General features: G+C 67.8%; 25 protein-coding genes, 1 tRNA gene and 1 pseudogene. 12 read left to right on the top strand and 15 right to left on the bottom strand.

Translation table 11 applies throughout. The annotated features are described in order from the left end of the window. The first annotated feature begins 33 nt into the window (after window positions 1–33). The 3 genes and pseudogenes from C265_RS04700 to C265_RS04690 form a co-directional block, all read left to right on the top strand. Window positions 34–1,275, top strand: a complete 1,242-nt coding sequence (locus C265_RS04700) for a cyclopropane-fatty-acyl-phospholipid synthase family protein (RefSeq protein WP_010813712.1) — start codon at window positions 34–36, stop codon at window positions 1,273–1,275. Window positions 1,276–1,290: 15 nt separating this feature from the next. Further along, entirely contained in the window at window positions 1,291–2,343 is a 1,053-nt protein-coding gene (locus C265_RS04695) for a DUF72 domain-containing protein (protein ID WP_037023587.1), read from the top strand. 170 nt (window positions 2,344–2,513) lie between these two features. Beyond that, a pseudogene (locus C265_RS04690) lies at window positions 2,514–3,203 on the top strand (CoA-binding protein); the annotation flags it as partial. A gap of 58 nt (window positions 3,204–3,261) precedes the next feature. Here the strand turns inward: C265_RS04690 and msrA are convergent. The 5 genes from msrA to C265_RS04665 all read right to left on the bottom strand — a co-directional run bounded on the left by msrA (window position 3,262) and on the right by C265_RS04665 (window position 8,645). Further along, window positions 3,262–3,804: a peptide-methionine (S)-S-oxide reductase MsrA gene (msrA, locus tag C265_RS04685; RefSeq protein ID WP_010813715.1), complete on the bottom strand. Its 543-nt coding sequence runs from the start codon at window positions 3,802–3,804 to the stop codon at window positions 3,262–3,264. Between the two features lie 78 nt (window positions 3,805–3,882). Next, window positions 3,883–5,418, bottom strand: coding sequence for a class I adenylate-forming enzyme family protein (locus C265_RS04680; RefSeq protein WP_010813716.1), 1,536 nt, complete (start codon window positions 5,416–5,418; stop codon window positions 3,883–3,885). Beyond that, complete coding sequence (locus C265_RS04675) at window positions 5,415–6,668, bottom strand: acyl-CoA dehydrogenase family protein (protein ID WP_010813717.1); 1,254 nt, start codon at window positions 6,666–6,668, stop codon at window positions 5,415–5,417. Before C265_RS04675 ends, C265_RS04680 begins: the two co-directional genes overlap by 4 nt. Before the next feature lie 88 nt (window positions 6,669–6,756). Continuing rightward, window positions 6,757–7,578 carry an alpha/beta fold hydrolase gene (locus C265_RS04670; protein WP_010813718.1) on the bottom strand — a complete coding sequence of 274 codons (822 nt, stop codon included), beginning with the start codon at window positions 7,576–7,578 and terminating at the stop codon, window positions 6,757–6,759. Further along, on the bottom strand, window positions 7,575–8,645 hold the full coding sequence (locus tag C265_RS04665) for a hypothetical protein (protein ID WP_010813719.1): 1,071 nt from the start codon (window positions 8,643–8,645) through the stop codon (window positions 7,575–7,577). Before C265_RS04665 ends, C265_RS04670 begins: the two co-directional genes overlap by 4 nt. Window positions 8,646–8,801: 156 nt before the next feature. On the opposite strand from C265_RS04665, the gene C265_RS04660 reads away from it, so the two are divergent. Both C265_RS04660 and C265_RS04655 read left to right on the top strand, forming a co-directional pair. Beyond that, window positions 8,802–9,359, top strand: a complete 558-nt coding sequence (locus tag C265_RS04660) for a flavin reductase family protein (RefSeq protein ID WP_010813720.1) — start codon at window positions 8,802–8,804, stop codon at window positions 9,357–9,359. Between the two features lie 17 nt (window positions 9,360–9,376). After that, on the top strand, window positions 9,377–9,832 hold the full coding sequence (locus C265_RS04655) for a MarR family winged helix-turn-helix transcriptional regulator (RefSeq protein ID WP_010813721.1): 456 nt from the start codon (window positions 9,377–9,379) through the stop codon (window positions 9,830–9,832). On the opposite strand, the gene C265_RS04650 is transcribed toward C265_RS04655, so the two are convergent. Beyond that, window positions 9,829–10,311: an Lrp/AsnC family transcriptional regulator gene (locus C265_RS04650; RefSeq protein WP_010813722.1), complete on the bottom strand. Its 483-nt coding sequence runs from the start codon at window positions 10,309–10,311 to the stop codon at window positions 9,829–9,831. The genes C265_RS04655 and C265_RS04650 overlap by 4 nt on opposite strands. Before the next feature lie 158 nt (window positions 10,312–10,469). Between C265_RS04650 and kynB the strand changes: the two genes are divergently transcribed. The 3 genes from kynB to kynA are packed head-to-tail and all read left to right on the top strand — an operon-like array spanning window position 10,470 to window position 13,310. After that, window positions 10,470–11,120 carry an arylformamidase gene (gene kynB, locus C265_RS04645; RefSeq protein WP_010813723.1) on the top strand — a complete coding sequence of 217 codons (651 nt, stop codon included), beginning with the start codon at window positions 10,470–10,472 and terminating at the stop codon, window positions 11,118–11,120. Window positions 11,121–11,155: 35 nt separating this feature from the next. Then, window positions 11,156–12,412, top strand: a complete 1,257-nt coding sequence (gene kynU, locus C265_RS04640) for a kynureninase (RefSeq protein WP_010813724.1) — start codon at window positions 11,156–11,158, stop codon at window positions 12,410–12,412. A 13-nt stretch (window positions 12,413–12,425) separates the two neighbouring features. Beyond that, window positions 12,426–13,310 carry a tryptophan 2,3-dioxygenase gene (gene kynA, locus C265_RS04635; RefSeq protein WP_010813725.1) on the top strand — a complete coding sequence of 295 codons (885 nt, stop codon included), beginning with the start codon at window positions 12,426–12,428 and terminating at the stop codon, window positions 13,308–13,310. 25 nt (window positions 13,311–13,335) lie between these two features. On the opposite strand, the gene C265_RS04630 is transcribed toward kynA, so the two are convergent. Continuing rightward, window positions 13,336–14,145 carry an IclR family transcriptional regulator gene (locus C265_RS04630; protein ID WP_010813726.1) on the bottom strand — a complete coding sequence of 270 codons (810 nt, stop codon included), beginning with the start codon at window positions 14,143–14,145 and terminating at the stop codon, window positions 13,336–13,338. Window positions 14,146–14,392: 247 nt separating this feature from the next. Here C265_RS04630 and C265_RS04625 point away from each other — a divergent pair, with 247 nt between their 5' ends. Further along, complete coding sequence (locus tag C265_RS04625) at window positions 14,393–15,586, top strand: acyl-CoA dehydrogenase (RefSeq protein ID WP_010813727.1); 1,194 nt, start codon at window positions 14,393–14,395, stop codon at window positions 15,584–15,586. 151 nt (window positions 15,587–15,737) lie between these two features. Here C265_RS04625 and C265_RS04620 read toward each other — a convergent pair whose 3' ends face one another. Then, entirely contained in the window at window positions 15,738–16,376 is a 639-nt protein-coding gene (locus C265_RS04620) for a peroxiredoxin (RefSeq protein WP_010813728.1), read from the bottom strand. Between the two features lie 256 nt (window positions 16,377–16,632). On the opposite strand from C265_RS04620, the gene C265_RS04615 reads away from it, so the two are divergent. From C265_RS04615 to C265_RS30970, 3 genes are all read left to right on the top strand, one after another. Further along, entirely contained in the window at window positions 16,633–16,959 is a 327-nt protein-coding gene (locus C265_RS04615; protein ID WP_010813729.1) for a YqjD family protein, read from the top strand. A 168-nt stretch (window positions 16,960–17,127) separates the two neighbouring features. Then, on the top strand, window positions 17,128–17,508 hold the full coding sequence (locus C265_RS04610) for a phage holin family protein (protein WP_010813730.1): 381 nt from the start codon (window positions 17,128–17,130) through the stop codon (window positions 17,506–17,508). Next, window positions 17,505–18,011 (top strand): DUF3318 domain-containing protein, encoded by a 507-nt coding sequence (locus C265_RS30970; RefSeq protein WP_010813731.1) that lies wholly within the window; start codon window positions 17,505–17,507, stop codon window positions 18,009–18,011. Before C265_RS04610 ends, C265_RS30970 begins: the two co-directional genes overlap by 4 nt. Before the next feature lie 21 nt (window positions 18,012–18,032). Here the strand turns inward: C265_RS30970 and C265_RS30965 are convergent, their stop codons facing one another. The 7 genes from C265_RS30965 to tolB all read right to left on the bottom strand — a co-directional run bounded on the left by C265_RS30965 (window position 18,033) and on the right by tolB (window position 25,822). Next, window positions 18,033–20,933 carry an EAL domain-containing protein gene (locus tag C265_RS30965; protein WP_052181593.1) on the bottom strand — a complete coding sequence of 967 codons (2,901 nt, stop codon included), beginning with the start codon at window positions 20,931–20,933 and terminating at the stop codon, window positions 18,033–18,035. A gap of 118 nt (window positions 20,934–21,051) precedes the next feature. Continuing rightward, a tRNA-Lys gene (locus C265_RS04605) sits at window positions 21,052–21,127 on the bottom strand. Window positions 21,128–21,183: 56 nt separating this feature from the next. Then, window positions 21,184–22,299, bottom strand: coding sequence for a YeeE/YedE family protein (locus C265_RS04600; RefSeq protein ID WP_010813733.1), 1,116 nt, complete (start codon window positions 22,297–22,299; stop codon window positions 21,184–21,186). Window positions 22,300–22,325: 26 nt separating this feature from the next. Next, entirely contained in the window at window positions 22,326–23,009 is a 684-nt protein-coding gene (gene queC / locus C265_RS04595; RefSeq protein WP_010813734.1) for a 7-cyano-7-deazaguanine synthase QueC, read from the bottom strand. A gap of 127 nt (window positions 23,010–23,136) precedes the next feature. Then, window positions 23,137–23,895, bottom strand: coding sequence for a tol-pal system protein YbgF (gene ybgF / locus C265_RS04590; RefSeq protein WP_010813735.1), 759 nt, complete (start codon window positions 23,893–23,895; stop codon window positions 23,137–23,139). 31 nt (window positions 23,896–23,926) lie between these two features. Beyond that, the gene (gene pal / locus C265_RS04585) at window positions 23,927–24,433 is read right to left on the bottom strand and encodes a peptidoglycan-associated lipoprotein Pal (protein WP_010813736.1); all 507 of its coding nucleotides are present in this window, start codon (window positions 24,431–24,433) and stop codon (window positions 23,927–23,929) included. Window positions 24,434–24,448: 15 nt separating this feature from the next. Continuing rightward, on the bottom strand, window positions 24,449–25,822 hold the full coding sequence (tolB, locus tag C265_RS04580; RefSeq protein ID WP_010813737.1) for a Tol-Pal system beta propeller repeat protein TolB: 1,374 nt from the start codon (window positions 25,820–25,822) through the stop codon (window positions 24,449–24,451). Between the last annotated feature and the right edge of the window lie 11 nt (window positions 25,823–25,833).

Genomic DNA, 25,833 nt, shown 5'->3' with positions numbered 1-25,833 from the left:
AGCGTGTGCCGCAACCATCGGGAGGTAAAGCGCATGTTTTTCAAGCAAGCCCTGGAAAAGCAACTCGACAACTGGATCGCCGACCTGCGAGAGAATGCCAATCTGCCGGTCAGCTTGCGGCTGTGGAATGGCATCGAATACCCGCTCGGGCACTTCGACAAGCCGGCTGTCACGCTGACCGTACGCGAAGCCGCGGCCCTGCCGCTGCTGCTGACGCCGAGCCTGGACAACCTGGGCGAAGCGTATGTGCAGGAGAAAATCGACTTCGAGGGCAGGCTGACGGACATCATCAAGGTCGCCTACGGCTTCTCGGCCGCGGCCACGCACCGCGCCGGCGGCGCGCTGTTCAAGGCGGCGCAGCACTTCGCGCATACCAAGCAGGAAGACAAGAACTCGATCCAGTACCACTACGACGTCTCCAACGACTTCTACCAGCTCTGGCTCGATCCCAACATGGTCTACTCCTGCGCCTACTTCGAGCACGGCGACGAAGACCTGGCCACGGCGCAAATCAAGAAGATCGACCACATCCTGACCAAGATCCGGCTGCAGCCTGACCAGACGCTGCTGGACATCGGCTGCGGCTGGGGCGCGCTGGTGCTGCGCGCCGCGCAGAAGTTCGGTGCGCGCTGCGTGGGCATCACGCTGTCGCAAAACCAGTTCGACCTGGCCACCGAACGTGTCAGGGCCGCGGGCCTGTCCGACCGCATCGAGATCCGGCTGCAGGACTACCGCGACACCGCCGGCACCTTCGACCGCATCACCAGCGTCGGCATGTTCGAGCATGTGGGCAAGGACAACCTGCCCGGCTACTTCAGCCGCATCCGCGAACTGCTGGCCGACGACGGCTATGTGATGAACCACGGCATCACCTCGCCCGACCCCGACAACGGCGCGACGCCGATGGACGGCGCCGAGTTCATGGACCGCTATGTGTTCCCGCAGGGCGAGCTGCCGCATATCGGGCTGGTGCTGCGCACGCTGCAGCAAGGCGGCCTGGAAGCCTTCGACGTCGAACTGCTGCGCCGCCACTACGCGCAGACGCTGCACTACTGGGCCGACAACTTCGAGGCCCGCGGCGACACCATCCGCAGCCTGGTCGGCGAGAAGAAATACCGCATCTGGCGGGTCTACCTGGCCGGCTGCGCACATGCCTTCGAGACCGAGAAGATGTCGATCTACCAGGTGCTCTGCCACAAGGCCGGGCTGCCGGCCGATACCCTGCCGTGGTCGCGCCGCTATATCTACGACCAACCCATTGGCCGCAACGACTGAAGGCAACGCCGGCGATTGACTGAAGACCTCTTTGGCGGGCTGCTCCAGCCCGCCCCACCTGCCCCTGCGGAGCCGCCCGCCGCCCCCTCCGGCAAACCTGCGCGTGGCAAGAGCGTGCAACCCGCACAGGCGGACGAAACCCTGTGCGCGCTCGCCGCGCAGCTGCCATCGAACCTGTACTTCGGCACATCCTCCTGGGCCTACCCCGGCTGGAACGGGCTGGTCTATGACGGCGAGTACGGCGACAGCCTGCTGTCACGCAAGGGCCTGGCCGCATATTCGCGCCATCCGCTGCTGCGTGCCGCCGGCATCGACCGCGGCTTCTACGGGCCGATCCCGCTGGCGGACTACCTGTCCTATGCCGCGCAGGTCCCCGACGGCTTCCGCTTCCTGGTCAAGGCGCCCGCCAGCGTCTGCGATGCCTGGCTGCGCGGCTCCGACGGCGCCGGCCGGCTGGCCAACGCTGCCTTCCTCGATGCCAAGATCGCGGTGCGCGACTTCATTGTGCCCGCCACCAGCGGGCTGGGCAGCAAATGCGGGCCGCTGCTGTTCCAGCTGTCGCCGATGGGTCCGCTGGCCGACAGCGCCGTGTTCCTGGAGCGGCTCGATGCCTTCCTGGGCGCGCTGCCGGCACTCGATCCGTCGATCACCCCGCATGCGTGCTACACGGTAGAGCTGCGCGACCCAGCACTGCTGACGCCACGCTATATCCGGCTGTTGCGCCGCCACGGGGTGCGCTTCTGCCTGTCGGCACGCGACCGCCTGCCGCCGGTGCCGCGCCAGGCCGCGGCGCAGGCGCTGATGGACGAGGAAGCGCTAGGCCCGCTGGTGCTGCGCTGGATGCTGCATGGGGGCCGGCCCTACGCCTACGCGGAAAAGCTGTACGCACCCTTCGACCGCATCGTCGACGACGACCCCGACACCCGCCATGCCATTGCCGATGTGGTGGCACGCACGCTGCGCGCGGGGCAGCCTGCCATCGTCATTGTCAGCAACAACGCCGAGGGCTGCGCGCCGCTGAGTTGCGTGCGGCTGGCCGAGTCGATCATTGCGAGGCTGGCGCGGTGAATCGCTTGCCGGCAGTGCACAGTGGCCGATAGGCCGCTCCCGCAGGCAACGGCCATCACCGCCTGAACACTTGTGCATAATATGCACAGCTGGAGGCCATGCACTTGTCCCCACCCACGCGATCGGCTTGAATCGGGGCACCTTCCAACCGAGGAAGGATGGAGACGACGATGCCCCTTTCCACTACGGCGCGCACACCGGGCCGCGCCGCCCTGCCGCAGCTGCTTGATCCTGCCTCGATAGCCATTGTCGGCGCCTCGCGCGATACCAGCCGCATCGGCGGCGTGGCGCTGGACCACCTGCAGCGCCTTGGATACCAGGGTCAGGTGTATCCGGTCAATCCGCGCTATGCCGAGATCGCCGGCCTGGCGTGCTATCCCGATATCGAATCCGTGCCGCAGGTGCCTGACGTGGCGGTGCTGGCGCTCGGCGCGGACGAGGTGCTGCCGCAGTTGCAGCGCTGCCATGCCCGCGGCGTCCGTGCCGCCATCGTCTACGCCTCGGGCTTTGCCGAGGCCGGTGAAGCTGGTGCCGGGCGCCAGGCCGCACTTGCGGCCTTCGCCCGCGAGAGCGGCATGGCAATCGCCGGACCCAACTGCATGGGGCTGGCCAACCTGACCACGCGCGCCATCACCGCATTTGCCACCACGTTCCGCGCGTTCCCGCCGCAGGACGGCCCGGGTGCCGTGAGCCTGCTGACCCAGAGCGGCAACGTCTGCGCCATCGTCTACGCCACAGGAAGGCAGATGGACGTGGGCTTCCACCAGTTCATCAATACCGGCAACGAAGCCTGCCTGGACTATTCGGATTACCTCGACTACCTCGCGGACGATCCGCAAACCGCGGCCGTGGTCGGTTACGCGATGTTTGCGCAGGGAAACTAGGGTCGGCTTTTGGCGCCGACCCAGCGCCCGGTCCCTACTTCCTCAACTTGCCCCCAAACTGCTTTCGAAACTTGGCCAGTTTCGGCGAGATCACAAAGGCACAGTACCCCTGGCTCGGATGATCCTGGTAGTAGTTCTGGTGACTTGCCTCGGCGCGCCAGTACGGTTGCTCCGGCTCGACCTGCGTCACGATCGGCGCATCAAAGACCTTGGCGGCAGCCAACTCCCGCATCACGTATTCCGCCGTGGCCCGTTGCGCCTCCGAATGCGTAAAGATCGCCGACCGGTACTGCGGCCCCACGTCGTTGCCCTGCCGGTCCGGCGTGGTCGGGTCATGGATGGCGAAGAAGATTTCCAGGATCTGGCGATAGTTGATCACCGACGGATCGAAGGTGACACGGACCACCTCGACGTGCCCGGTATCCCCCTCGCAAACCTGCTGGTAAGTCGGGTGATCCACGTGCCCGCCGGTATAACCGGACTCCACCGCCACCACGCCATCGACCTGCTGGTAGACCGCTTCCAGGCACCAGAAGCACCCGCCCCCCAGCGTGGCCGTTTCAAGTCCATGTTCCATTTGCGCCGCCCCCTTGCGTTGTCGTCTGTGGTGTCACGGCCTCAAGCATAAGCGCAGATTGGCGCCCTTGCAGCAGATTCAGCCAGGCTGGCGCTGCGCCTCCAGCATCGCGCGCAGTTGCGGCTTGAGCACCTTGCCCAGCGCGCTGCGCGGCAGGTCCTCCAGCAGCACCACCTCGCGCGGCAGCTTGAAGCGGGCAATGCGCGTGGCCAGCAGTTCGCGCAGCGGCTCCGCGCCCAGCGCGTCGCGCGGCGCGCCCGGCGCGGGCACGATCACCGCCACCGGCACCTCGCCCCAGCGCGCATCGGCCACGCCGACCACCGCGCACTCCTGCACGCCGGGCAGGCCGGCCAGCACGTTCTCGATCTCGGCGGGATAGATGTTCTCGCCACCCGAGATGATCATGTCCTTGCTGCGGCCGACGACTTCGATGCAGCCGCCGGCATCGCGGTGCGCGAGGTCGCCGGAATGGAACCAGCCGTCGGGCAGGCCGTTATCAGGCTGGTTCCAGTAGCCAGCCATCACGTTGGCGCCGCGCACCCACAGCTCGCCAACCTCGCCCGGCGCCACCTCGGCACCGTCCGGACCGGCCAGCCGGACTTGCGCCTCCGGCTGCGGCCAGCCGGCATAGCCAGGCCGGGCCATCGCATCCTGCAGCTTCAGCACCACCGACACCGGACCGGTCTCGGTCGCGCCATAGACCTGCCCCAGCGGCACGCCGCGCGCATGGAAGGCCTCGATATACGACAGCGGGATGGTCGACGAACCTGCCATCACGCCGCGCAGCGCCGACAGGTCGGCCCCGGGCCAGCCGGGATGCTCAAGCACCGCGCGCAGCGTGGCCGGCACCATCAGCGACAGGCTCGGCCGCGCCTGCGCGACCGCGCCGAGCCAGGCGTCCGGCGCAAAGCGGTCGTGCAGCGTGACCTGCGCCCCGGCCAGCAGCGCCGGCAGCGTCTGGATGCACAGCCCGCCGACATGGAACATCGGCAGCACCGACAGCACGTGGTCGTCCGCGGTCATGCCGTGCGCCCACCAGCTGGCGCGCGCATTGGCCAGCAACCCGGCCTGCGTATGCACCGCGCCCTTGGGCTTGCCGGTGGTGCCGGAGGTGTAGGCCAGCAGCAGCGGCGCATCGTCCGGCACCGGCGCATGGGCCACGCCGAACGGCGCGGGATGGTCGATCAGCCGGTCGAGATGCGCGACCTGGCAGCCGCTGCCAGCCTCCTGCGCCAGCCCTGCATGGCGCTCGTCATGGAACAGCGCGGCCAGTTGCGCGTGGCCGGCAATGGTACGCAGCTCCGCCGGCGCCAGCCGGTAGTTCAGCGGCACGAACATCGCCCCGACACGCGCACAGGCGAACAGCAGCACCAGCTGCAACTCGTGGTTCAGGCACAGCGTGCCGACGCGGTCGCCCGCGCGGATGCCCCACGTCGCTGCCAGGTGGGCGCTGGCACGCTCGACGCGCCGCCACAGCTTGCCGTAGGTGAAGGTGCGGCCCAGGTAGTGCAACGCCGGCCGCCCCGGCGCCGCGGCGGCATGGCCATGCAGCATGGCCGGCAGCGCGCCTAGCCCGGCGGCGCCCGCGCGCATGGCGCGGCTGGCGGCGCTCATTCGTCGCGCTCGCCGGATTCGTACAGGGTCTCGCGCCCCATGCGGTCCAGGATCAGCTCGGCGGTCCAGGGCAGCATCAGCGCACCGCAGCGCGAGTCGCGGTAGAGCCGCTCCAGCGGCAGGTCCTTGAGCATCGACTGGCCGCCGCAGGTGCGGATCGCCAGCCGGGCGATGTCGTTGGCGCCTTCCATCACGGTGTAGTGCGCGGCGTACAGGCGCAGGCGCTCGTCCTTGGTCGGATTGGGCCTGGCCTCATGGATCACGCGCCAGAAGATCGAGCGCATGGTTTCCAGCTGGATGCGCATCTGCGCCACCGCGATCTGCTTGGTCGGGTACATGCGGCGCTTGACCGGCGGCTGGCCCGGCACCTCGCCGCGCAGGTACTGCACGGTGAAATCGTAGGCAGCCTGGGCTACGCCCAGGTAGGTCGGCGACAGCGTGAAGAACATTGCCGGCCAGGTCTGCGCGGCACGGTAGTAGACGCCGCGCGGCATCAGCTGCTCATGGTCGGGCACGAACACGTCCTTGAGCAGCAGCGTGCGCGATACCGTCCCGCGCATGCCCATCGGGTCCCACTCACCGGTCACGGTCAGCCCTTCCGCCTTGCCGGGCACGGCGATATAGAGCGTGTCGCGCATGTCGGGATGCTGGTCGCCGCGGTCCTCGGTGCACAGGATGCCGTAGTAGTCGGCCGCGCCCGACAGCGAGGCGAAGATCTTGCGCCCGTTCAGCACCCAGCCGCCCTCGACCTTGCGCGCGGTGGTGCCGAACGGCGCCTTGCCCGCGGCAGCGGCGGAGCCTTCGGAGAACGGCTGCGCATAGACCGCGCCATTGCGCACCACGCGCGAGAAATGCAGCTCGCGCCGGGCTTCGTGCTCGGCGCGCTGCTCAGGCGTCATGTCGATGCCGTCGGACAGCACGCCGGTCCACATGGTCGAGCAGATATGCATGTTGTACGTCAGCGCCGTGGCCCCGCAGAAGCGGCCGATCTCGGCGCCGACCATGCAGTAGGTGGCAAAGTCCGCGCCCTCGCCGCCGAACGCCTGCGGCACGCACAGGGCCAGCAGGCCGGCCTCGCGCAGGTCGGCATAGTTGGCGAAGGGGAAGCTGGCCTCGCGGTCCCAGGTGGCTGCGCGCGCGGCGAAGCGCTCGCGGCCGAGGCGGTTGGCCAGCGCCAGCAGGCGCGCTTGTTGCGGGGTAAAGTCCGCCGTACCGATGGCGGGAATGAAGTCGAGCTGTCCGGATGGCATGTCGCGGTCTCCTGTTTTCCTGCTCGCGCCGGATGCGGTGGCGGCGCTGCGGCGGTTCTTGTGTTGCGTTGCCGGGAAGCGGCGTGGTTCAGTGCACGGGGAAGCGCCGCTGCAGGAAATCCAGCACCGCTTCGTTGAACAGCGCCGGCCGCTCCATGCAGGCCAGGTGGCCGACATCCGGCAGGCAGCGGTATTCGGCGCCGGGAATGCGCTGCGCCATGCGCTCCATCACCTCGGGCGCGGCATTGGTGTCGTGCTGCCCGGCCAGCGCCAGCACCGGCACCGCGATGCGCGGCAGCGCGTCGCGCTGGTTGAAGCGCACCAGCGCGCCCAGCGCCGCGCGGTAGGTTGGCGCCGGCACCGCCGCCATCACCGCCGTGGCAAAGGCCACGGCTTGTGGCTCGGCATCGGGCGCGACCATGGTGCGCACCAGCCCGGCGGCCATCTCGGCCATGGTCCTGCCGGCGTCCAGCGGCGCGGTGCGCGCGGCGATGAAGTCGCGCTGCCAGGGCCCGTCGCCCTTGCCAAAGGCGGGCGAGGTGCCGGACAGCACCATGCCGTCGATCAGCGCGGGCGCGGCCGCGCAGGCCTGCTGCGCCACCATGCCGCCCATGCTGTGGCCCAGCAGCACCACGCGCCGGCCAGCGTCGCGCTCGGCCTGCAGCAGCGGCGCCAGCGCTTGCGCCAGCCCGTCGAAGTCATAGGGATCGATCAGGGCGCTGTCGCCGTAGCCGGGCATGTCCCAGGCCGCGGCGCGGTAGCCGGCCTGCGCCAGCGCCTCGCCCTGCGCGGGCCAGGCGGCCTTGCCGCCGCCGATGCCGTGCAGCATCACCACCGCCACCGGGCCATCGCCCCAGGCCAGCGTGGCGATGCCGTTGGCGTGGCGTTGCATCGTCGCGGTCGCGCTCATGCCGCCACCTCCACCAGCGTGCCCGCTTCCACCTCGTTGCGGCCATCCAGCGACACCGTGCAGTTGCGCAGCGGCAGGTCGAAATGGCCCAGCGTATGCCGCCCGGCGACCTCGTTGGCGCCGGTCGAGAACAGGAAGTTGCCGGCAAACGCGCGCAGCTCGGTGCCGTTGCAGTCGCGCTTGTCGTAGAAAGTCATCGCGTCCCAGCGCGCCAGCCGGTTCAGGCCCCAGCCCACGTGCGAGACCGCATACGCATCGCGCGTGCCTTCGCGATCGGCCCAGGCCTGGTAGTAGCCGCGCATCATGTCGGCGTCGACGCCCTGTCCCTCGACGCCGACGATGTAGTCGTCCTCGATATGGCAGACCACGGTATCGCGCAGGTAGGTCTTGAAGGTCAGGTTGACGTCGCCCGGCGCCAGCACCAGCGTGCCGTTGACCTGGCGGCTGGCCGGAAACGCCAGGCACAGCCCGCCGGGCCAATGCGAGACCTGGCCGGGCTTGTTGCAGAAGCCCCAGACCCCGCCCACGCGGGCGTCGGCCAGGCCGATGCGCAGCTCGGTGCCGGCCGGCGAATGCACGCGCATCTCGCGCGCGCCGCGCAGGCGCTTCATGGCGGCACGCACGGTGCCTTCCAGCGCCGGGTCGGGCTGGCAGCGTTCCAGGATCTCAGGATGTTCGTTGCTGACCATCAGCATGCGCGGCACGATGCCGTCGGCACCGCGCAGGATCAGCGGCAGTTCCGGCGCGTGCAGCAGGCCTTCCACCGTGCAGTCCAGCACCAGGTGACAGCGCGACAAGGCCGCCACCACCGGCGCGAGGCCCTGCAAGGCATCGCTGGCGCCGGTGGAGCGCACCGGCGCGGGCGCGCCAAGTGCCGGTGTCGGCACCTGGATCCGCACCGGGGTGGCGCCCAGCGACTGCACGGCCAGTTCGGCCAAGGCCACGTTGACAGGGCGGGATTGCGACTCCGTTACAATTCCAACGACTTCCGCACCCTGCAGGGCACAGAGTTCCAGCGTGCGCCGGAACGCCGCCAGCCAGCGGTGTTCGATCTGCTCGATGAGCATGACTTGTCTCCGGTTGTTCTTGTATGGCGGCAGGGCTCGCCTGGTTTTGTGCGCCAGCCAACGCCCGCATCGCGGATTGGTGGTCGCCGGGCTTGTACTCGATGCCCATGGCGCGAATAATATATATGAAATTTCATGAACTCCAGCGGAGCCCCCATGGGCATGCCTGAGGCCCAGCCACAGATCACCAGCGCCGCCGCACCAGATTTCGATGCGCAGCACTTCCGCCGCACCCTGTCGCAGTTCGCAACCGGGGTGACGGTGATCACTACGCGCGCCAGCGCCGCGTCGGTCGCCGCCGGCGCGCCGCCGTTCATCGGCATCACCGCCAGTTCGTTCAATTCGGTGTCGCTGGATCCGCCGCTGGTGCTGTGGAGCATGGCCACGCGCGCCAACAGCCTGCCGATGTTCCGCGACGGCACCCACTACATCATCAACGTGCTGTCGGCCTCGCAGCTGGAGCTGTGCCAGCGCTTCGCCACCCTCAAGGGCGACCGTTTCGCCGGCGTCGACTACCGGCTCTCGGCCACCGGCCTGCCGATCCTGTCCAATGCGCTGGCCTGGTTCGAATGCCACAACCGCAGCCGCTACGACGAGGGCGACCACATCATCTTCGTGGGTGAAGTCGAGCGCTGCGGCGTGCTCGATGGCAGCGACGGCCCGCTGGTATTCCAGGGCGGCCAGTTCACCACCACCGCCCCCCTCGACCTCTGAACGGCACCGGGCCCATCATGGCGGACCTGCCCGCGCAATCCCCCCTGCCCTTTGTCGATGGCTACCTGGCCTACCTGCTGGCCCGCGCCAGCCACCTGATCTCGGGCGAATTCCACCGCGAAGTGGAGGCCAGCGGCCTGTCCGTGCAGGAATGGCGCGTGCTGGCCACGCTGGCCGACCGCCCCGACTGCACCATCGGCACGCTCGCCGAAATCACGCTGACCAAGCAGCCGACGCTGACCAAGCTGGTCGACCGCATGGCCGCCGACGGGCTGGTGACGCGCCGCGCCGGCCAGGCCGACCGCCGCCAGGCGCTGATCTCGATCACCCCGCGCGGCCTCGCGCTGGCCCAGCCGCTGCTGGCACGCGCCGCCCAGCACGAGCGTGCAGTGCTGGACGACTTTGGCCCGCGCCAGGGCGCGCTGCTGAAAGAAGCCCTGCGGCAGCTGATTGCGCTGCATACGCAACGCTAGGCGCCCTCCGCCGCCTTCAGGATCGCCAGCGGCGAACTGTCCACCTTGATGCGCTGCAACACGATATTCGAGCGGATATCCATCACGCCCTTGGTGCGGTACAGCCGGTTCACGATGAAGTCCGAGTAGTGCTTCAGGTTGCGCGCCTGCACCCGCAGGATGTAGTTGCTGTCGCCGGTGATGATGTACGCGGACAGCACTTCCGGCCACGACTGAACCGCGGCGATAAAGGTGTCGTGCCAGCCTTCCACATCATGGCGCATCGAGACCTGCACGATCGCCTCAAGCTCCAGCCCGAGCTGCTCGGCGTCGAACCAGGCGCGGTAGCCGCCGATCACCCCTGACTCTTCCAGCAGGCGCACCCGCCGCAGGCATGCCGAAGGCGACAGCGCCACGCGGTCGGCCAGGTCCTGGTTGCTGATGCGGCCGTTCTCCTGCAGGCAGGTCAGGATGCGCAGGTCGGTGGGATCGAGGTTCATTCGAATTTCCTTCGACTAATCATCAATTCTTCGCATTTTATGCGAAAGATGACCGCATCGACGGTCCATTTAGCAAGCCTCTTGCCGGCAATTTTGACTATGATTTCCGTCATCGAGGCAGACAACGACGGCGCCTTGCAAAGGCGCCGCGCACCCTTATGACCGCCCCCAATCAAGACCCGCGCCGGCTGTGGGACATCAGCCCGCCGCTCTCCCCCGCCACCCCGGTCTGGCCCGGCGACACGCCGTTCCAGCAGCAGCCGGCCTGGCAGATGGACGAGCACTGCCCGGTGAATGTCGGCCGCATCACGCTGTCGCCGCACACTGGCGCGCACGCCGACGCACCGCTGCACTACGCCGCCGACGGCGCGCCGATCGGCGCCGTGCCGCTCACGCCCTACCTCGGCACCTGCCGCGTGATCCATTGCATCGGCGCCTCGCCGGTGGTCGAGCCGCGCCATATCGAACACGCGCTGGCCGGCCTGCCGCCGCGCGTGCTGCTGCGCACCTACCGGCAGGCGCCGCTGGCGCAGTGGGACCCGCACTTCTGCGCAGTCGCGGCCGAGACCATCGCGCTGCTGGCCGCGCACGGCGTGCAGCTGGTGGGCATCGACACACCGTCGCTGGACCCGCAGGAATCCAAGACCATGGACGCGCACAACGCCGTGCGCAGGCACGGGCTCGCCATCCTGGAAGGCATCGTGCTGGATGAGGTCGATGCCGGCGACTACGAACTGATCGCGCTGCCGCTGCGCTTTGCCGGGCTCGACGCCAGCCCGGTGCGCGCGGTGCTGCGCAGCCTTGACTGAACCATTCCCGAACAACCCCTGGCCAATCCCACGACATGACGACATTTGACCGCGAGCACTGTATCCGGCTCGACCAGCAAGACCCGCTGCGCCCGCTGCGCGACCAGTTCGCTCTGCCCGAGGGCGTGATCTACCTCGACGGCAACTCGCTGGGCGCGCGCCCGCGCGCCGCCGCCGCTCGCGCCGCCCAGGTGGTGGCCGAGGAATGGGGCGAGGGCCTGATCCGCAGCTGGAACACCGCCGGCTGGTTCGAGCTGCCGCAGCGGCTGGGCAACAAGCTGGCCCCGCTGGTCGGCGCCGGCCAGGATGAGGTGGTGGTGACCGATACCACTTCGATCAACCTGTTCAAGGTGCTGGCCGCGGCGCTGCGCGTGCAGCAGACGCGCGACCCGGCGCGCAAGGTGATCGTGTCGGAGGCCAGCAACTTCCCCACCGACCTGTACATCGCGCAAGGCCTGGCCGACCTGCTGCAGCAGGGCTATTCGCTGCGCCTGGTCAATTCGCCGGCCGAGATCGACGCCGCCGTCGGCGCCGACACCGCCGTGCTGATGCTCACGCACGTCAACTACAAGACCGGCGAGATGCTGGACATGGCCTCGCTGACCGAACTCGCCCACGCCCGCGGCGCGCTCACGGTGTGGGACCTGTGCCACTCCGCCGGCGCGGTGCCGGTCAACCTGAAGGCGGCCGGGGCCGACTACGCCATCGGCTGCACCTACAAGTACCTGAACGGCGGCCCGGGTTCACCCGCCTTCGTGTGGGTCGCGCCGGCGCTGCGCGATGCCTTCTGGCAGCCGCTGTCGGGTTGGTGGGGCCATGCCGCGCCGTTCGCGATGGATCCGCAGTATCGCCCGGTGGAAGGCGTGCGCCGCTTCCTGTGCGGCACGCAGCCTGTGACCTCGCTGGCGATGGTCGAATGCGGCCTGGACATCTTCGCCCAGACCAATATGCAGGTGCTGCGCGCCAAGTCACTGCTGCTGACCGACCTGTTCATCGAACTGGTGGAGGCGCGCTGCGGCCACCACCCGCTGACGCTGGTCACGCCGCGCGAGCACGCGCGCCGCGGCAGCCAGGTCAGCCTGGAGCACCCGGACGGCTATGCGCTGGTGCAGGCCCTGATCGAGCGCGGCGTGATCGGCGATTACCGCGAGCCGCGCATCGCCCGCTTCGGCTTCACGCCGCTGTACACCAGCTTCGCCGAGGTGTGGGATGCTGTGGAAATCCTGCGCGACGTGCTGGACAGCGGCGCCTATCGCGACGCGCGCTTCCAGACGCGCGGCCAGGTGACCTGATCGGGAGTGCATCATGAGTGAATTCAAGGGATGCCCCTTCTCCGGCGCTGCCAGCGAGGCAGGCACGAAAGCACAGGGCGAGGGCTGGCACGGCGCGCAGATGGACTTCGCCAAGGACATGAGCTATGGCGACTATCTCGGCCTGGACCAGATCCTGAGCGCGCAGCATCCGCTGTCGCCGGACCACAACGAGATGCTGTTTATCGTGCAGCACCAGACCACCGAGCTGTGGATGAAGCTGATGCTGCACGAGCTGCGCGCCGCGCGCGAGTCGGTCAAGGCCGACAGCCTGCCGCCGGCGTTCAAGATGCTGACGCGGGTGTCGCGCATCATGGACCAGCTGGTGCAGGCGTGGAACGTGCTGGCGACGATGACGCCGCCGGAGTATTCCGCGATGCGGCCTTACCTGGGGATGTCGTCGGGCTTCCAGTCGTTCCAGTATCGCGAGATCGAGTTCATTCTCGGCAACAAGAACGCGGCTATGCTGAAACCGCATGCGCACCGGCCGGAGCACCTGGCCTTGGTGGAGACCGCGCTGAAGACGCCGTCGCTTTATGACGAGGCGATCCGGCTGATGGCGCGGCGTGGTTTTGCGGTCGATGCGGATTGCGTGGAGCGCGACTGGACCCAGCCGACTGCGTACAACGCCTCGGTCGAGGCGGCGTGGCTGGAGGTCTATCGCAATCCGTCGGCGCACTGGGAACTGTACGAGCTCGGCGAGAAGTTCGTGGACCTGGAGGATTCGTTCCGCCAGTGGCGCTTCCGCCATGTAACCACGGTCGAACGCGTGATCGGCTTCAAGCGCGGCACCGGCGGCACCGAGGGCGTCAGCTACCTGCGCAAGATGCTGGACGTGGTGCTGTTCCCGGAACTGTGGAAGCTGCGCACGGACCTGTAACGCCTGCGCGCGTCGGACCTGGCCGTCACCCCGCCGGGTCCGACAACCTTGCCGCCAGCGCCCGCAACGCCGGCGCCAGCGTCTGGTGGAACACCGACTCATCCACCGCCCCATAGGAGGCACTGCAACTCAGCATGTGCAGCTCCTTCTCCCCCACCGGCCGGAACGCCACCGCACACGCATGGATGGCCGGATGCCAGTCGCGGAACGACGCCGCATAGCCGCGCTGCTGCGCCTCGGCCAGGGCCGCGCGCGTGGCCGTCTCCTGCTGCTTCCACTGCTCCGGAAAAGCCTGGCTGAACTCAGCCATGACCCGCTCGCGCCGCGCCGCCGGCAGCGCGGCCAGGTATGCCCGCCCCATCGAACTGGACACCAGCGACAGCCGCGAGCCCACGCCCAGCCCCAGCATCACGCCCGCATCGTTGCGGATCGATTCCAGGTAGATCACTTCCATGCGCTCGCGCTTGCCCAGCGAGACCGAGACCCCGTATGACTGCGCGAACGCCAACATATGCGGCCGCGCCAGCGACACCACGTCCGACGCCGACAGGTAGGCATAGCCCAGCGCCAGCACGCCGGCATCCAGCGCGTACTTGCCCAGGCTTTCGTCATAGCGCAGGTAACCGAGCTGCACCAGCGTGCCGGCCAGCCGGCTCACCGTGGCCTTGGGGAAGCCGGTGCGGCGCACGAAGTCCTGGTTGCCGAGCATTGCCTCGCCGGTGCGGAAGCAGCGCATCAGCTCCAGCCCGCGCGCCAGCGCGGTGACGAAGTTGGGATCGCTGTCGCGCACCGGCGCGGGCGGCGTGGCATCGGGAGAAAGTGGCGGACTGGTCAAGGCGGCTCCTCTCAGGTCGGCGGTTGTCCGCTCATCGCACAAAGGCATGGGTGTCGGGGGTTTTGCCTGTTGCACGGCAAAACCATTGCGATATACTAATTCAACGGAACACAGTTCCGCAATGCGGAACCACAAAAACCCTCCGCGAAGATCACCGAACCCGTCATGATTCCCGGAAGCGCCGGTGCGGCAAGCGACCATTCGTCCCGCCCCCGATGCTTCCCCCGCGCTACCGAAGGAGACCTGCATGGCTGCCAACGCCGAATTCCACTGGGCCGACCCCCTGCTGCTGGACCAGCAACTGACCGCCGACGAACGCATGGTGCGCGACGCCGCCGCGGCGTACTGCCAGGACAAGCTGATGCCGCGCGTGCTGCAGTCGTTCCGCAACGAGAAGACCGACGTGGAGATCTTCCGCGAGATGGGCGAACTGGGCCTGCTCGGCCCCACCATCCCGGAGCAATACGGCGGCCCGGGCCTGAACTACGTCAGCTACGGCCTGATCGCGCGTGAAGTCGAGCGCGTCGATTCGGGCTACCGCTCGATGATGAGCGTGCAGTCGTCGCTGGTGATGGTGCCGATCTTTGAATTCGGCACCGAAGCGCAGAAGCAGAAGTACCTGCCCAAGCTGGCCACCGGCGAATGGATCGGCTGCTTCGGCCTGACCGAGCCGAACCACGGCTCCGACCCGGGCTCGATGGTCACTCGCGCCAAGAAGGTCGACGGCGGCTATGAGCTGACCGGCGCCAAGATGTGGATCACCAACTCGCCGATCGCCGACGTGTTCGTGGTCTGGGCCAAGCTGCAAGGCGACGACGGCAAGGAAGCGATCCGCGGCTTTATCCTCGAAAAGGGCTGGAAGGGCCTGTCGGCACCTGCCATCCACGGCAAGGTCGGCCTGCGCACCTCGATCACCGGCGAAATCGTGCTGGACCAGGTGTTCGTGCCGGAAGAGAACATCATGCCGGGCGTGAGCGGCCTGAAGGGCCCGTTCACGTGCCTGAACTCGGCCCGCTACGGCATCGCCTGGGGCGCGCTGGGCGCCGCCGAATTCTGCTGGCACACCGCGCGCCAGTACACCCTGGACCGCAAGCAGTTCGGCCGCCCGCTGGCCGCCACGCAGCTGGTGCAGAAGAAGCTGGCCGACATGCAGACCGAGATCACGCTCGGCCTGCAAGGCTGCCTGCGCCTGGGCCGCATGAAGGACGAAGGCACCGCCGCGGTGGAAATCACCTCGATCATGAAGCGCAACTCGTGCGGCAAGTCGCTCGACATCGCCCGCGTGGCGCGCGACATGCTGGGCGGCAACGGCATCTCGGATGAGTTCGGCGTGATCCGCCACGTGGTGAACCTGGAGGTGGTCAACACCTATGAAGGCACCCACGACATCCACGCGCTGATCCTGGGCCGCGCCCAGACCGGCCTGCAGGCCTTCTTCTGATCGCCATCCGCGACTTGCGCACAGGCTCTCCGCAGTAAAAAGGCCCGGCTGTAAGGCCGGGCCAAGCACACTACCAAGGAGACGACGAGGCTGCCCCCGTCGATAAAACACCTGTCCTGCACGCCGGCCCCGCCTTCACGCGGGGCCGCGTTCATTTGTTGGGTTGGGGCGTCAGGCGCAGGTACGGCCGCACCGCCTGGTAGCCCTTGGGGAATTTCTCGCGGATCACCGCCTCGTCCTTCAGCGAGGGCACGATCACCACGTCGTCGCCGTCCTGCCAGTTGCCCGGCGTGGCCACGCTGTGGTTGTCGGTCAGCTGCAGCGAGTCGATCACGCGCAGGATCTCGTTGAAATTGCGCCCGGTGCTGGCCGGATAGGTGATGATCAGCCGCACCTTCTTCTTCGGGTCGATGATGAACAGCGAGCGCACCGTCAGGGTCTCGTTCGCGTTCGGGTGGATCATGTCGTAGAGTTGCGACACCTTGCGGTCGCCATCGGCCAGGATCGGGAAGTTGACCGTGGTCGACTGAGTCTCGTTGATATCCTGGATCCAGCCGCGGTGCGAGTCCACGTTGTCCACCGACAACGCGATCGCCTTGACGCCGCGGCGTGCGAATTCATCCTTCAGCTTCGCGGTCAGGCCCAGCTCGGTGGTGCACACCGGGGTGTAGTCGGCCGGGTGCGAAAACAGCACGCCCCAGCTGTCGCCAAGCCACGCATGGAAGCGGATGCGGCCTTCGCTCGAATCCTGCTCGAAGTCCGGGGCGATATCGCCAAGACGCAAAGCCATGTTCTGTTCTCCTGATTTCGGGGTGGAACCAGAGTATCCGGATTGATATCCAACCCAAACGAATATAAAGTCACTACAAAATCACTCGAAGTCATAAAGACATTTTGTGACATTGATCACGCGTGCTTTCCGGCATGCTTGCGATACCAGGCACTGCAGAGTCGCGCTTGCTGGCGTGTAGCCTTGAAACCACCGCCGCCCGCCACATATGCTAAGTATCAGACCGACAAATGCCGTTAGCCTCGGAGCGTAGAAAATGTCAGAATCCGCACAAACCGAACCAACCGCCCGCAAACAGGAGAAACTGATGAGCGATGTCAAGACCGTTCTGTCCGACGCCGAGGAACTGCTGAAGCAAGCCGCCTCGACCACCGGGGAAAAGGCCGCCGAACTGCGCGAGCGTGGCATGGGCCTGCTCAAGCAAGCCAAGGAAAAGGCCCAGGACCTGCAAGACGCCGTCGTGACCAAGAGCAAGGCCGCGGCACGCGCCACCGACGACTACGTGCATGACCACCCGTGGCGCGCCGTGGGCGTGGCGGCCGGCGTAGGCCTGCTGATCGGTCTGCTGCTGAACCGCAAGTAAGCGATTCCAACCCGGCGCGGCATGCTGGTGCCGCGCCTGAGCGGCAACCCGGTCATCGGGTTGCCAGTGGCCGGGGCTGGCGGCACACCATGGCGCCAAACCCGGCCCCGCCTGCTGGAAAGGCGCGTACGGCCTCGCCGTCGCGCCGCTCTTTCACGCCGGAGCCGCATGAGCGAATCCCCCCCTTCCCCCAAGTTCCTCGAATCCGTGCGCAACCTGGCCGGCTCGCTGGTGGCAATGATCCAGACCCGCCTCGAACTCGCCAGCGTGGAGCTTGCCGAGGAACGCACGCGCCTGATGAAGGTCGCGCTGCTGGCCTGCTTCGGCCTGGTGTTCTTTGGCATCGGGCTGGTCACCCTGACCGGGCTGATCGCCATCCTGTTCTGGGACACCTACCGCTGGCAGGCACTGGGCGCACTGACGGTCCTTTATCTCGTGCTGTGCGCGATTTGCCTCGCGTACGCACGCAACCTGGTGCGCAACGCCCCGCCGATGCTGGAGGCCACGCTCGCCGAAATCGACAAAGACCGGGAGATCCTGCGCCGATGAGCCCCCTGGAACCCGACCACAGCGCTGCCGGACACGACCGCCGCGATCACCCGCGGCGGGCCCGGTTCACGCAAGAGGTGCGCCTGCCGCTGGCGGTGCGCAAGGAACTGCTGCTGACCCGCGCCGCGCTGGAACGCTACGACTGCCTGCAGGCCCTGCATGAGGTGCGGGGTGGCGCGCACCGCCTGGGCACTATTGGCCATTGGCTGCCGCGCATCGCCCGTCCGGGGTCGTGGATGAAAGTGGTCGGCATGACCAAGGACTACCCGCTGCTGAGCACCGTATTGACGCTGGCGCTGCCGCTGGTCAAGCGCACGCCGGTGCTGCGCTGGACCTGGAAGCTGTCCAAGGTCGGCCTGGCAGCCGGCGCCGCCTACTGGGTGTACAACACCTGGCGCGAGGCCAGGCACCAGGCCGTGCCACCGGCAACCGCGCCGACGCCCGCGCCGGCCGGCACCCCGCCCGGCGCCGATACCGGCTTCCGCGATCCGCTCGTTCCCTGACCCGCCGCGGCGCCTGGCGGCTCAGCCCGCCAGCGCCAGCGCCGGCCGGTCACCGGCCTTGGGATCCGCCGGGGCAAACGGCACCGGCGAAGCAATGTGGTAGCCCTGCACCAGGTCCACGCCCAGCTCGCGCAGCCGTTCGAGCATGGCCTCGCCCTCGACGAATTCCGCAATGGTCTGCTTGCCCATGGCGTGGCCGATGCGCTGGATCACCTCCACCATCACCAGGTTGACCGGGTCGGCCAGCATGTCGCGCACGAAGCTGCCGTCGATCTTCAGGTAGGCCGCCGGCAGATGCTTGAGATAGGTGAACGACGACATGCCCGCGCCGAAGTCATCCAGCGCAAACTTGCAGCCCAGCTGCTGCAACTGCAGGATGAACGCGCCGGCCTGTGCCAGGTTGGAGATCGCCGCGGTTTCCGTGATCTCGAAGCAGATGCCGTCCAGCGCGATGCCGAAGCGCTGCGCCTGCTCGCGCACGAAATCGGGAAACTGGAGGTCCGCCAGCGACGAGCCTGACAGGTTGATCGCGCAGGTGGCAATCTCCGCCTGCCGTCCCGCCAGGGTGCCAAACGCGGTCTCGACCACCCAGCGGTCGATCATCGGCATCAGGTTGTAGCGCTCGCAGGCCGGCACGAAGGCCATCGGCGGCACCAGCCGGCCGCGTTCATCGACCATGCGCAGCAGCAGTTCCACATGACGGCCCGTCTGCGGCAGTGCGCCATCGTGCGCCGGCACGATCTCCTGCGAGTACAGGCAGAAGCGGCCAGCCGCCAGCGCCGCATGCACGCGGCTGACCCACTCCATCTCGCCGTGGCGCGCCTGCACCACGCTGTCCAGCGGATGGTAGACCTGCACACGGTTGCGCCCGCCCTCCTTGGCCACATAGCAGGCCGCGTCGGCCGCGCTCAGCGCCTCGGCGACGTTGACGGTCTGGCGATCCAGCGTCACCAGGCCGATGCTGACACCCAGCGTGAAGGTGCGCTGGCGATGCGCAAAGCGGAAACAGGCAATGGCGTGGCGCAAGGCCTCGGCCACGCGTTCGCCGTCGGCGTGGCCGCATTGCTCCAGCAGCACGCCGAACTCGTCGCCGCCCAGCCGGGCCAGCGTGTCGCTGAGGCGCAGCTGGCTGCGCATGACCTCAGCCATCTGCCGGATCAGTTCGTCGCCGGCGGCATGGCCGCAAGTGTCGTTGACCACCTTGAACTGGTCCAGGTCCAGGTACATCAGCGTATGGGTAGTGCCCTGCACCCGTGCCCGCGTGATCGCCGCGTCCAGCCGGCGCTCGAACTCGGCGCGGTTGACCAGGCCGGTCAGCGCATCGTGGCTGGCCTCGTACGCGAGCCGCGCCGCATGGGCGCGTTCCTGGCTGATATCGTGCAGCACCACCACCACGCCGATGGCCTGCGCGGCACGGTCGCGGATCAGCGCCACCGATGGCTTGACCGCCAGCGCCTGTCCGGGCAGCCCGGACACATCGCGCTGCACCAGCTGCGCCGACCGGCTGCGCCAGCGCTGCCGCAACGCCAGCGTGACAATATCGGGCAGCGGCGCCAGGCTTTCCTCGTCACGCAGCACGCACACGCTGCTCAGCGGCAGGCCGCGGGCGTCGGCTTCGCGCCAGCCGGTCAGGGCCTCGGCCGCGGGATTGAGCGATTCCACGCGCCCCCACACATCGGCTGTCACCACCGCGTCGCCGATGGCCTGCAGCGTGACCTGGGCGCGCTCCTTCTCGGCAAAGAGCTGGGTCTCGTAGCGCTTGTGGTCGGAAATATCCGTGAGCGACCCCGCCATGCGCGCGCGCCGGCGCCCCGCCCCGCGCACCAGCCGGCCGCGGGCGCGCACCCACAGGTAATCGCCGGCGCGGTTGCGCAGGCGGAATTCGGCGTCGTAGGGCTCGCCGCTGCGCAGGTGGTGGGCCAGCTTGGCCTCGAAGGCTGCCAGCTCGGAAGGATGCAGCAGGCCCAGCACGGTTTCGCGCGCATGCGGCAGTTCGGCGTCCTGGTAGCCCAGCATCTGCGCGCAGCGCGGCGAGAAGTACAGCTCGCCGCGGCCGAGATGCCAGTCCCACAGGCCGTCGTTGCTGCCCTCCACCGCCAGCTGCAGCTGCTCTTCGCGCTGCGCCAGCGCCTCGCGCAGCCGGCGCTCGCGCCGCAGCGGCGCCACCGACAGCAGGATCGCCGACATCAGCAGCGCGGCCGCCATCACCGCGCTGCCGGTGGTCAGCAGCCGCGTCACGCGGCGCGAGGCCTGGCCCAGATGGCCCGAAAAGGCCCGCTCCAGCGGCGTCAGCCTGGCGTCGATCTGCGCAATATTGCGCAGCACCGGCGCCACGCACTCATCCCCGCAGCCGGGCTGGCGGGTCAGCCGACGCAGGGTCAGTGCCTGTTCGTGCAGCGCAGAGATCTCGATGTCGCCCGCGGCCCACACGCGGATCGCGGCATCGACCTCCTGGATATGGCGGAAATTCCGGTAGAGCCGCACCATCCGCGCAATGTCTTCGGGGTGGTTGCCGCCGGCAAGCAGCCCTTCATGGATGCGCTCCAGGTCAGGCTCGTCGCGGTCGAGCTCCAGGCGCGCGCGGTGGTCGCCCAGCGGGATCGCGATCGACTCCAGGTATGCCTCGAAATCCGCCGGATCGCGATCCTCGCCGTAGCGCAGCAGGTGCAGCACGGCGTTCTTCTGGCCCCTGGACCACTGGCTCTCGCCCGCGACAAAGGCGCGCGCGGCCGACAACAGGTCCAGGCTGGCGATGCTGAACAACGCCAGCGCAACGACCACCGGTACGAACGGCCAGATAATGCGCAGCACGTGCCCGCTGGCCGGCAAGGAAACGCCTGCTTGCCGCATAGGGTCTTGTTGGTGGGCCGTGTCTCGCGGCCGTTCTGATGGACCGCGGTCAACACGCCGCGGCTGACCCATTGTGCTGCGCAGGCAGGCCTAAGTCTCTACCTCGAACTAGTTAAAGGCCTCCCCCGTTAGCGGGGCATGCCAGACGCAAAAAGGGCCTGTGGCTTGCGCCACAGGCCCTTCGTAATACTGGTGGGTCGTGCGTGACTCGAACACGCGACCAACGGATTAAAAGTCCGCTGCTCTACCGACTGAGCTAACGACCCGAAAAAACAGAACCGCGATTATAGGGATGCGGTTCTCGATGTGTCAAGCACGCTCCTCAGGCCATGCGCTCCAGACGCCATATCTGGTAGCGGAATGCCAGCACTGCACCGGCCAGGATACCCGCCAGCGCGATAAACGAGCCAAGCGCCAGGGTCGACACACCCGACAGGCCCTGCCCGACCGTGCAGCCCAGCGCGGTCACGCCGCCCGCACCCATCAGGATGCCGCCGACCATATGGTTGGCGACGTCCTCGGCATTGCCGAAGCCTTCCCAGCGGAACGTGCGCGTGGCCAGGGCATAGGCCGCCGCGCCGGCGATCACGCCGAACACGCTGACGATGCCGACCGTCACCACCTTGCTCTTGTCGCTGAACATCATCAGCCAGTCGAGCGTGTAGGCATAGGGTGCGACAAAGCTCAGGCTTTCCATGCGGCCGCTGTTGGTCGAGACGAACAGTTCCTCAAGCGTATTGGGGTCTTCGGCTACATAGCCGAGGTGGCCCGAGACATACCACATTGCCACGATGATCAGCCCGACGCCGATGCCGCCAAGCAGGTTGTCGAACGAGCGGAAGCCGCGGCCCGCCAGCGCCCACAGCACCAGCACGCCGCCCAGCGCCAGGCCCAGGCCCAGCTGCAGCGCGCCGCGCGCGAGCCCCGTGCCCTGCGCCAGCATGGACGGCAGGTCTTGCGTAGTGGGCAGCGTCAGCGCCACCGCATCGACGGTATTCACTCGCACCACGCCGAACAGCCCGCGCAGCGTCATGTAGGCCGACAGGCCCAGGAAGACAAAGACCACCAGCGACTTCAGGTTGCCTGCGCCGATACGCACCAGCGTCTTGCTGCCGCAGCCCGACGCCAGCACCATGCCGAAGCCGAACATCAGCCCGCCGGCCAGCGCCGACAGCCAGCCCAGCTTGCTGGCGGTGTAGATGGTCTTGGTAGGGTCGATCGCGCCGGTCCAGGCCAGCACGCCGGTGCCGATCATGGCCACGCCGATCGCCAGCACCCACATGCGCATGCGGCTCCAGTCGCCCATGTTGACGATGTCAGAGACCGCGCCCATGGTGCAGAAGTGCGTGCGCTGCAGCACGGCGCCAAACAGGAAGGTCAGGATGAACGTGCTCAGCAGCACGGTGCGCGAGAGCGCGGCGAGGTCGATTTCAGGCATGTAGGGGCGTGGACGTCGGCTTGTGATCAGGCAGCGGCCTGGTAGCGGGTGGGATCGGGCACACCGGCGGCTTCAAAGCCGGCCCGGCGGATGCGGCACGAATCGCACACGCCGCAGGCGAGGCCGTCGTCGTCGGCCTGGTAGCACGACACCGTCAGGCTGTAGTCCACCCCCAGCGCGATGCCGGCGCGGATGATCTCGCCCTTGGTCATGTCGATGATGGGCGCATGCACGCGGAAGCGGTCGCCCTCGACCCCGGCCTTGGTGGCGAGGTTGGCCAGCGTCTCATAGGCCGCAACGTATTCCGGGCGGCAGTCCGGGTAACCGGAGTAGTCGACCGCGTTGGCGCCGAAGAACAGGTCGCGCCCGCCGACGGCCTCGGCCCAGCCGAGCGCCAGCGACAGCATGATGGTGTTGCGCGCCGGCACGTAGGTGACCGGGATGCCGTCGGAAGCGCCGTCGGTCGGCACCGCCAGCGCGTCGTCGGTCAGCGCCGAGCCGCCGAAGCGGCGCAGGTCCAGGTCGATGATCTCGTGGCGGGTGGCGCCCAGCGCGGCCGCCACGCGCCTGGCGGCTTCCAGCTCAGAGGAGTGGCGCTGGCCATAGCGCATCGACAGCGCATAGGTCTCGAAGCCCTGGGCGCGGGCCATGGCGAGTACGGTGGCGGAGTCTAGTCCGCCGGACAGCAGGACGATGGCGCGTTTGGTCATGATGGGAAGCGCGCCGCCTCGGCGCGCAAAAGATTCAGGCGAATCGCGTATTTTAGCGCGCCCCAAGAAAAAGGCCCGCCGAAGCGGGCCTTGCAGACAGGACCGGGCAAGCCGGCCGCTTCCGGTGTTATTTCAACGTCTTCAGCCGGTTGCTGGCCGCCTGAGCGCCTTCGGTGCCCGGATACTTGGCCACCACCTGCTCCAGCGTCTTGCGCGCGGCCGCCTTCTGGCCGGACTCGAGCTGGTTGTTGGCGACCGCGATCATCGCGTCCGGCACCTTGGGATGCGTCGGGTTGTTATTGATCATCGTCTGCAGCACCGAGGTGGAGCCCTTGTAGTCGCGCTGCGCATACAGCGAGTTGCCGAGCCAGTACTGCGCCAGCGGCACGTACGGGCTCTGCGGGTACTTCTTGACGAAAGCCGAGAACGAACTCCCGGCGCTCTTGAAGTCGCCCGCCTGGAACTGCTTGAGCGCGGCATCGTATTCGGGCTTTTCGCCCGGCTGCGACAGGCCTTCGCGGCCTTCGACCGTAACCTGCTGCGGCTCGAATTTCTTCAGGCGCGCGTCCAGGTCGGCGTAGTAGTCCTTCTGCTGCTTCTGCAGCGTGTCCACCGTGTTCTGCAGCACTTCGTTCTGGCCGCGCAGCCGCGCCACTTCCTGGCGCAGGCCCTCGAGCTGGTTCTGCATGTCGAGCGTGGTGCGGCTGTTCTGCTCGATGCGCTGCGTCGCGGTCGCCTGGAAACCGTTGAACTGGTCGCGCAGGCTGATGACCGCCTTGCGCGCCTCGTCATCATCGAACACTCCGGCATGCGCCTGCGACAGCGGCAGCATGCCGCCGCCGGCGACGGCGGCGAGCCACAACAGGGTGGAAACGCGTGCTTTCATGAAAGGCAGTCCAGAGATCAGAGATCAGAGATCAGTAGTTGATGTCCGCGCGGCGGTTTTCGGCCCACGAGGCTTCATCATGGCCGGTGGCCTTGGGCTTTTCCTTGCCCAGGCTGACGGCTTCCATCTGGCCGTCGGGCACGCCCATCGAAGCCAGCGAGCGGCGCACGGCTTCGGCGCGCTTCTGGCCCAGCGCCAGGTTGTACTCGCTGGTGCCGCGTTCGTCGGTGTTGCCCTGGATCAGGATCTTGCGGCCCTTGTTCGAGCCCAGGTACTTGGCGTGCTCGCCCAGCATGCCCTGGTAGTCGGACTTGACCGTGTAGCTGTCGAAGTCGAAGTACACGCTGCGCTTGGCCAGCGGGCTGTTCGGATCGTTGAGCGGATCGGCGGCCGTGACCGGGGTCACTGCGCGCGGATCGGCACCGGTGCCCGCGCCGGCACCGGCTTTGGCGGTGTCGTCCAGCTTGACGCCGGAACTGCAGGCGCCAAGGGCCAGCAGTGCGGCAACGGCAAGGGTTTTGCTCATCAGTTGGGGCATGGTGAATGACTCCTGTTATTGCATGAAAGGACCCCAGGACGGCTCGCGAACATCGCCGGACTGGAGGGACAGAACCTGCCGGGTACGCCCGTCAGTGGAAACCGCCGCCAGCACCGCGCGACCGCCCACGCGGGTGGCATAGAGGATGTACTTGCCGTTGGCGGCAAAGCTGGGCGCTTCGTCGTTGGCCGTATCGGTCAGCGACGTCACGTCGCCGTTGCTCAGGTCCTGCAGCTGCAGCTTGAAGCCGCCCGCGCGCGAGATGTACGCCAGGTACTTGCCGTCCGGCGAAACCCGCGGGCTGACGTTGTAGCTGCCCTTGAAGGTGACACGTTGCGCACCGCCACCTTCCTCGCCGGAAGCGGGCATGCGGTAGACCTGCGGCGCACCGCCGCGGTCGCTGGTGAAGTAGATGCTCTTGCCGTCCGGAGAATACTGCGGCTCGGTGTCGATGGCGCTGCTGCGCGAGAGGCGGCGGATGCCGGAACCGTCGGCATTGACCTGGTAGACCTGGGTATTGCCATCTCGCGACAGCGCCAGCGCCAGGTGCCGGCCATCAGGCGACCACGACGGCGCGCTGTTGTTGCCCTTCTGGTTCGACACCAGGGTGCGCTTGCCGCTGGCCAGGTCGTGCACATACACCACCGGCTTCTTGGCCTCGAACGAAACATAGGCCACGCGCGCGCCGTCCGGCGACCACGACGGCGAGATGATCGGCTCGTTGCTGGTCAGCGCCACCTGCGCGTTCTGGCCATCGGAGTCGGAAATCAGCAGCTGGTAGCGGCCGCCGACCTTCGACACGTAGGACAGGCGCGTGGCAAACACGCCGCGCTCGCCGAGCAGCTTTTCATAGATGTAGTCGGCGATCTTGTGCGCGGTCACGCGCAGCTGGGACTGGTTGACGGTAAAGGCCAGCCCGCCCAGGCTCTGGCCCTTGACGGTGTCGTACAGGCGGAAGCGGACCTCATACTTGCCGCCGGCGGCCGGGGTCACGCTGCCGGCGACGAAGGCATCGGCGCCGCGCGACTTCCAGCTGCCCAGGTCGACATTGGCGGATTCCGCCACCGTGGCGCCGCCCGGATCGACATTGCGCAAGCGCCCGCTGCGCGCCAGGTCGGCGCGGATGATCGCGGTCAGGTTCTGCGGGGCCTGGGCCTCGCCCTGGAAGTTGGCGGTCGCAACCGGGATCTGGCTGGAGCCGACCCCGGAGATCTCAACGTTGAGTTGCGCGTGCGCGGCGCCGGCTGCCATCGTCATCGCCGCGGCCAGCCAGGCCATCAGCGCGCGGCGGCCGGCCAGCGGATGCCGGCCGATGGCGCGTTGGGATTCGGGTTGGGTTGCGTTGTGCCGCCTCGCGGACAGCCAGTTGGGGGCCCAAAGCTTTCGCATGCTGCTCCTCA

This window comes from Cupriavidus sp. GA3-3, assembly GCF_000389805.1.
In the GTDB taxonomy this organism is placed as follows: Bacteria; Pseudomonadota; Gammaproteobacteria; order Burkholderiales; family Burkholderiaceae; genus Cupriavidus; species Cupriavidus necator_D.
This window is presented reverse-complemented; position numbering and strand designations above follow the sequence as displayed.

Bases quoted from the DNA above. Each gene is read 5' to 3' on its own strand.
- C265_RS04700 (WP_010813712.1), top strand. From the start codon at position 34: ATGTTTTTCAAGCAAGCCCTGGAAAAGCAACTCGACAACTGGATCGCC.
- msrA (WP_010813715.1), bottom strand. From the start codon at position 3,804: ATGGAACATGGACTTGAAACGGCCACGCTGGGGGGCGGGTGCTTCTGG.
- C265_RS04680 (WP_010813716.1), bottom strand. From the start codon at position 5,418: ATGAGCGCCGCCAGCCGCGCCATGCGCGCGGGCGCCGCCGGGCTAGGC.
- C265_RS04675 (WP_010813717.1), bottom strand. From the start codon at position 6,668: ATGCCATCCGGACAGCTCGACTTCATTCCCGCCATCGGTACGGCGGAC.
- C265_RS04670 (WP_010813718.1), bottom strand. From the start codon at position 7,578: ATGAGCGCGACCGCGACGATGCAACGCCACGCCAACGGCATCGCCACG.
- C265_RS04665 (WP_010813719.1), bottom strand. From the start codon at position 8,645: ATGCTCATCGAGCAGATCGAACACCGCTGGCTGGCGGCGTTCCGGCGC.
- C265_RS04660 (WP_010813720.1), top strand. From the start codon at position 8,802: ATGGGCATGCCTGAGGCCCAGCCACAGATCACCAGCGCCGCCGCACCA.
- C265_RS04655 (WP_010813721.1), top strand. From the start codon at position 9,377: ATGGCGGACCTGCCCGCGCAATCCCCCCTGCCCTTTGTCGATGGCTAC.
- C265_RS04650 (WP_010813722.1), bottom strand. From the start codon at position 10,311: ATGAACCTCGATCCCACCGACCTGCGCATCCTGACCTGCCTGCAGGAG.
- kynB (WP_010813723.1), top strand. From the start codon at position 10,470: ATGACCGCCCCCAATCAAGACCCGCGCCGGCTGTGGGACATCAGCCCG.
- kynU (WP_010813724.1), top strand. From the start codon at position 11,156: ATGACGACATTTGACCGCGAGCACTGTATCCGGCTCGACCAGCAAGAC.
- kynA (WP_010813725.1), top strand. From the start codon at position 12,426: ATGAGTGAATTCAAGGGATGCCCCTTCTCCGGCGCTGCCAGCGAGGCA.
- C265_RS04625 (WP_010813727.1), top strand. From the start codon at position 14,393: ATGGCTGCCAACGCCGAATTCCACTGGGCCGACCCCCTGCTGCTGGAC.
- C265_RS04620 (WP_010813728.1), bottom strand. From the start codon at position 16,376: ATGGCTTTGCGTCTTGGCGATATCGCCCCGGACTTCGAGCAGGATTCG.
- C265_RS04615 (WP_010813729.1), top strand. From the start codon at position 16,633: ATGTCAGAATCCGCACAAACCGAACCAACCGCCCGCAAACAGGAGAAA.
- C265_RS04610 (WP_010813730.1), top strand. From the start codon at position 17,128: ATGAGCGAATCCCCCCCTTCCCCCAAGTTCCTCGAATCCGTGCGCAAC.
- C265_RS30970 (WP_010813731.1), top strand. From the start codon at position 17,505: ATGAGCCCCCTGGAACCCGACCACAGCGCTGCCGGACACGACCGCCGC.
- C265_RS30965 (WP_052181593.1), bottom strand. From the start codon at position 20,933: ATGGGTCAGCCGCGGCGTGTTGACCGCGGTCCATCAGAACGGCCGCGA.
- C265_RS04600 (WP_010813733.1), bottom strand. From the start codon at position 22,299: ATGCCTGAAATCGACCTCGCCGCGCTCTCGCGCACCGTGCTGCTGAGC.
- queC (WP_010813734.1), bottom strand. From the start codon at position 23,009: ATGACCAAACGCGCCATCGTCCTGCTGTCCGGCGGACTAGACTCCGCC.
- ybgF (WP_010813735.1), bottom strand. From the start codon at position 23,895: ATGAAAGCACGCGTTTCCACCCTGTTGTGGCTCGCCGCCGTCGCCGGC.
- pal (WP_010813736.1), bottom strand. From the start codon at position 24,433: ATGCCCCAACTGATGAGCAAAACCCTTGCCGTTGCCGCACTGCTGGCC.
- tolB (WP_010813737.1), bottom strand. From the start codon at position 25,822: ATGCGAAAGCTTTGGGCCCCCAACTGGCTGTCCGCGAGGCGGCACAAC.